The 5693-nt window shown below is 45.5% G+C and carries 5 protein-coding genes; all 5 read right to left on the bottom strand.

Going from position 1 to position 5693, the window contains the following annotated elements; translation table 11 throughout:
- Positions 1-283: 283 nt before the first annotated feature.
- Entirely contained in the window at positions 284-1138 is an 855-nt protein-coding gene (locus LD39_RS12480) for a PHB depolymerase family esterase (RefSeq protein WP_035547110.1), read from the bottom strand.
- A 24-nt stretch (positions 1139-1162) separates the two neighbouring features.
- Entirely contained in the window at positions 1163-2593 is a 1431-nt protein-coding gene (gene nhaC, locus LD39_RS12475) for a Na+/H+ antiporter NhaC (RefSeq protein ID WP_035547108.1), read from the bottom strand.
- A gap of 125 nt (positions 2594-2718) precedes the next feature.
- Positions 2719-3957: a dihydrolipoamide acetyltransferase family protein gene (locus tag LD39_RS12470; RefSeq protein ID WP_035547105.1), complete on the bottom strand. Its 1239-nt coding sequence runs from the start codon at positions 3955-3957 to the stop codon at positions 2719-2721.
- Between the two features lie 12 nt (positions 3958-3969).
- Positions 3970-4968, bottom strand: coding sequence for an alpha-ketoacid dehydrogenase subunit beta (locus LD39_RS12465; RefSeq protein ID WP_035547103.1), 999 nt, complete (start codon positions 4966-4968; stop codon positions 3970-3972).
- On the bottom strand, positions 4968-5693 hold a 726-nt coding region (locus LD39_RS12460), incomplete at its 5' end, for a thiamine pyrophosphate-dependent enzyme (protein WP_035547100.1). The genes LD39_RS12460 and LD39_RS12465, both read right to left, overlap by 1 nt.

Here is a 5693-nt window from a genome sequence, read left to right as displayed (position 1 = left end):
CCGCGGGCGAGACGGGGAGCCTCCTCAGGCATATCGCCTTTCGGGGTCTCCCCTGCCCCGTTCTCCCGCAGGAGTCTCGCCGTTTTCCAGCCAACCTTATCCTATTTAGATAAACGGAACCGTTGTATTAAAAGTTAGAACGATGAGTCGCCAGCTTAGTGGAGACTTATTCCTAACCAACAATCTTCACATTCAACAATTGCCCTTTTTTCATAAACAGGACGTATATAAACACACGGTTAACCAGCAAAAAAAGGAGCCAAAATTGGCTCCTTTTTCATCTTTAGAATTTTATCAAGTGGTCAAATATTATTTTTGTCGCGTCCAACTTTGTGGCTACCTTTCCTGTTAAGGAGGATGCTTGCGAAATTGGTCCTCCAGGCCAAGTGTGTCCTCCGCCTTCAATCGAATAAAACACGACTTTTTCTTCTTCTCCCTGCAGATAAGCGTCTTTCCTAATGAAGAATTCTTCGTCTTCAATGACCCGCTCCTGATGTTTAGTTACATCAGCTCCCCAGGATTTTGAAAAAAACTCGACTGTTTCATCTGCTGAAAGAAGCTGATCAATCATGTATGTAGAGTCATAGTGCCCGTCATAGGGAACGAGTTTATCATTGGTCCCCATTATGAAAAGCATTGGCATTGGCTTTTTCCATTGACAGTTCTCAGCCAAATCTTTTACCATAGGGCCGGAAACTCCCCCCACCCCAGCAAAAACATCTTGGCATTCAAGCCCAAGTCTCAAGCTGAACGCAGAACCATTGGAGAACCCTGTGGCATAAATTCTACTTTCATCCACTGGATATCTTAGTTTCAGCCAATCAATCAGTTCCAATACAAAGCCGACATCATTGACCTCATGCTGAAAGGCAGCATTTTTTTCTCTCCCTTCATTCCATTGCTTTGTCATCCGGTCTGAAGGATCGAAATGAATCGCATCTGGAAAGACAGTCATAATCTGATGCTCTTCCGCAAGCTTCTGGAACTTTGTTATTTTCATATGATGCCTTGCGCTGCTGCCGGCACCGTGGAAACAAAAAACAACCGGGAGTGACTGCTCAATGTTTTCAGGTGCACTGTAATAAAAGATTCGCTCTCTTTGTTCAAATGTTATCGTTTGTGGTCCAAAAACTTCCACGATGATCTCCCTTTTCTCTTTGTATTAATGACTTCCTGTTCCTGATGAAGCCCTTTGCTCTTCAAAATCCACCACATCTTGTGTCGCTAACGGAGTTAACGTAAAGCCGGTGTACCCATAAATGATCGCGATGATCGGAGAAATGAAACAAATAAACGAAAACGGGATATAGCCGATTCCTACGTTTAGCGTTGTCATAATAAAAGCCCCGGTTACTCCCCATGGAATTAAAGGATGGATGAGTGTCCCCGCATCTTCAAGCGTCCGTGACATATTTTTAGGATGAAGATTTGTCTGTTCATAACTCTCTTCAAGCATTTGTCCTGGAAGGATGATAGACAGATACTGTTCACCTACAACGACATTGATGCCTAAACAAGACAGAATGGTAGACGTAATAACGTTGCCCCGGCTTTTCAAAAACCTCTTCAGTCCCGCAATAATTGCATGTGCCAATCCAATCTCACGAATGATACCACCAAATGAAAGCGCTATCAAAATTAACGATACACCAAACAACATACTATCTAATCCACCAAGTGACAATAGGTTGTCAATCGCCTCCACCCCTGTATCGGCGGTGTAACCGAAGTGAGCGGTGTTCATGATCGTCCCCAGCGAGACACCAGGTGCAGTGTAAAAGGTGGTCAAAACAGCAGCCACTAATCCTACAATTAAAGACGGGATCGGACTGACTTTTCTAAAAGCCAAAACTATAATCAATAGAGGGGACAGGAGCGTAATCGGCGTCAGCATAAACTCACTGTTCAATGTAGCCATCATCGATTCTACGTTTGCTGTGTCTGCCGCGCTGCGATCAGAAAAGAAACCTATCGCTGCAAAAATACCAAGTGTAATGAGCAGGCTCGGAATGGTCGTCCACATCATATGTCGAATATGTTGGAAGATATCCACCTTAGCCGTTGCTGCAGCCAAGTTAGTCGTATCGGATAGAGGGGAAAGTTTGTCCCCAAACATCGCTCCACTCACAATAGCACCAGCTGTGATCGCTGGTGATATGGACATCCCATAGGCGACGCCCATCAGCGCGATTCCGATTGTACTAATCGCACTCCAGGAACTTCCTGTCATCGTAGCCACTACCGCGGTAACAATCACGGCACTGACTAAAAAAATCGATGGCGACAACACTTGCAACCCGTAGTACGTAATGGTCTGGACGGTTCCATTCAATACCCAGACCCCAACGGTAATTCCGATCAAGCTTAAAATAATGATGGCAGGAACACCGTAAGAGACTCCTCTTGTCATGGCTCTTTCTAACTCTTTCCACTTGTAACCTAGGTTTAGCCCATACAAGGTAACGATGATCGCAGCGATGACAATTGGTATATGAGGCGCTGTTCCATAGACTAAGATGCTGACTCCAAGGATCGCTATGATAAAAAGAATTATGAGACTCGACATGAGAAACGAAGGCTTTCTTTTTTCCATGTAATTCCCCTCTCTAGGATTATTGAGAAAATTCTACCGTTTTCTATTCTTTTTTGACCAACATCATTTCGTAAACCAGCGGAGCGTGAGGATTAAGCCTGCACGCTCACGGTAGTCGGATCTGTCTAGATCAACTCTACTAACATCACATAAGGGTTTTCAATATAATCGATGAACCGGTTCGTAAAGGCTACCGATTGCGAACCATCAGCAACTCTGTGATCGAAGGTCAGGGTCACATTCATCATTTGGCGGATGACAATTTCGTCATTGATAACAACCGGGGTTTTTTTCGTTTTATGAAAAGCCATCAACCCTGTCTCAGGATAGTTCAAAATTGGTGTAGCGCCGGTACTACCCATCGGTCCGACGTTACTAATCGTGAAGGTTCCGCCTCGTAAATCCTGTCCAGAAAGCTGATTATTTACGGCCTTCTTCGTTAATGCCTTCATCTGTTTATGAATCTCTATCAATGATAGATTTTCGACGTTTTTCAGGACAGGAACAATCAGCCCTTCGTCCGTTCCCGTTGCCAGTCCGATATTATAAGAGGATTCTAGAAGGATTTCTCCTTTTTCTTCGTCTAATTTAGAGTTGAATATCGGAAATTCTTTCAGTGAGAGCTGGAGAGCTTTTATAAAAAAGGCAGCAACAGATACTTGGATTCCTGGACGACGATCCGTTCCATGCTTCAACTGCTCTTTCAGCTTTAATACTTCTGTCATATCCACTTCATCAAAATGAGTGACATGCGGAGCTGTATAAAGCGATTGGGTCATTTTCTTAGCAATTTGTTTTCTACGGCCTTTGAATGGAATGGTTTGCTTCTGTCTTGCTGGTTCAACTTTCGGCTCATCTTTAACGACCTTTTCTCTTTCTAGAGCAGGCTGGGATTTGGCTTCGACAAAAGCAAAGATATCTTCATCGAGGATACGCCCTCCCTTTCCTGAACCTCTCACATCCTCGATCTTGACGCCTTGCTCCCTCGCGATTCTCCTTGTATGAGGGGATGCCTTCACACGAGTAGGTGGAAGCTCCAAGTTAAAGGTTCTTGGTCCAGAGCTTTGTGCCGTCTCTGGATGAGCGGCAGAAGCTTGGCCAGCAAGGACTCGCTTATCTGATGGCTGCTTTTGCTCTGTCGTCATCGTTAAAATCGTTGTCCCCACTTCAATTACATCGCCAACCTCGAATTTGATTTCCTCGACCACCCCGTCCGCTGGAGCTGTCAGTTCCGCCGTCATTTTATCGGTCTGAACTTCAACAAGAGGAGCGTCGTTTTTAACGTACTCCCCTTTTTTCACAAAATAATAAAGGATCTCCGCTTCATGCATTCCTTCTCCGATATCATGTAATTTTACATCCATGTTCAAGTCCTCCTAGTACGATAATGCCGTATTGATGGCATGAATGATTTTTTCACTGCTTGGCAAATACTCTTTTTCGAGCGAATAAACCGGCACGGGCGTATCGAAGCCTGTCACCTTTTGAATCGGAGCTTTCAAGAAGAAAAACGCCGTATCATTAATGAGGGAAATAATATCGCTGCTTACTCCCCCTGTTGCTGGAGCTTCGTGAATAATGACAACACGTCCTGTCTTCTCGACAGACTCTTGAATCGTCTCTTTGTCTAACGGATAGAGCGTTCTTAAATCAATTACTTCGCAGGTGACGTTTTGATTTTTCTCAAATTGTTCGACAGCTTTTACCGTATCCGGAACCATCGCGCCCCACGTCAATACCGTAACGTCTTCTCCTTTTTTTACATAGGAAGCCTTCCCAAGCTCAATCGAATATTTCTCCTCTGGCACCTCTGCGCGAGAAGAACGGTAACTTCTCATCGGCTCAAGGAAAAGGACTGGATCCGGGTCCTCGATACTCGCAATCAACAAGCCTTTCGCATCGTAAGCATTGGAAGGAACCACAACTTTCAATCCAGGAATCTGGGTGAATAAAGCCTCCACGCTATCGGAGTGAATTTCGGGTGCTTTGACACCTGCCCCGTACGGAGCGCGGATGACCATCGGTACGGTATAGCGGCCCATGGAGCGCTGACGCATGCGTGTTGCATGGGTCATCAGCTGGTTGAAGGCTGGATAAATGAAACCTAGAAACTGCATCTCGGCAATTGGACGAAAACCGTTGACTGCCAGCCCGATCGACGTACCTACAATGCCGGACTCTGCCAGCGGTGTATCGATGACCCGATCTTCTCCGAACTGTTCAAACAATCCGTCCGTTGCCCGGAACACGCCCCCGTTTTTCCCGACGTCTTCTCCAAGTACAAGCACAGACTCATCTTCTTCAAGCATCGTTCTCATTGCATCTGTCACGGCCTGAACCATCGTCAATTTTTTCACTTGAACAGCAGTCGTCATTACATTTGCCCCCTCTTTATAGCCATATGATGTTCCCGTTGCTCCTCTAGCGTCCAAGTTTGCTTTTCAAATACGTTGTCAAACACATCTTCAATATCTGCTTCAGGATAATCCTTCATCTCAGCTAAGGCCGTATTGATTTCCTGGTTGATATTCTGCTCGATCGTATGCACCCATTCTTCATCCCAGATGCTCTCATTTTTCATATACTTTTCGAGTCTTAATAACGGGTCGGTAGTCGTCCTTCTGCGATCACTTTTTGATTGATCGCGATACTTTGAAGGGTCATCCGCTGTCGTGTGAGCGCCGTACCTCCATGTAACGGCTTCAATCAGAGTCGGGCCTTCACCACGGCGAGCCCGGTCGACTGCCTTTTTCGTTTCCATAATCACAGCAACGATGTCATTTCCATCAACCCGGATGCTTGGGATCTCATACCCCAGCCCTTTTTGAGCGATGGTTTTTGAGTTCATCTGTTTTTCCATAGGAACACTGATCGCATAGCCATTGTTTTGGTTAAAAAAGACGACCGGCACTTTGAAAACGCTTGCAAAATTAAGCCCTTCATGGAAGTCTCCCTCTGATGTCGCTCCATCTCCGAAGTAGACGAGAGAAACACGGTCCATATTTTTCTTTTTCTCCGCCCATGCGACACCCGTGGCATGCAAGAGCTGAGAGGCAATCGGAACAGCAGGCGGGAAGATATTTTTTCCTTCTGGAGGGAT

Source organism: Halobacillus sp. BBL2006 (assembly GCF_000786645.1).
GTDB lineage: Bacteria > Bacillota > Bacilli > Bacillales > Halobacillaceae > Halobacillus.
The sequence above is the reverse complement of the archived record's forward strand: the minus strand, read 5'-3'. Positions and strand labels throughout refer to the sequence as shown.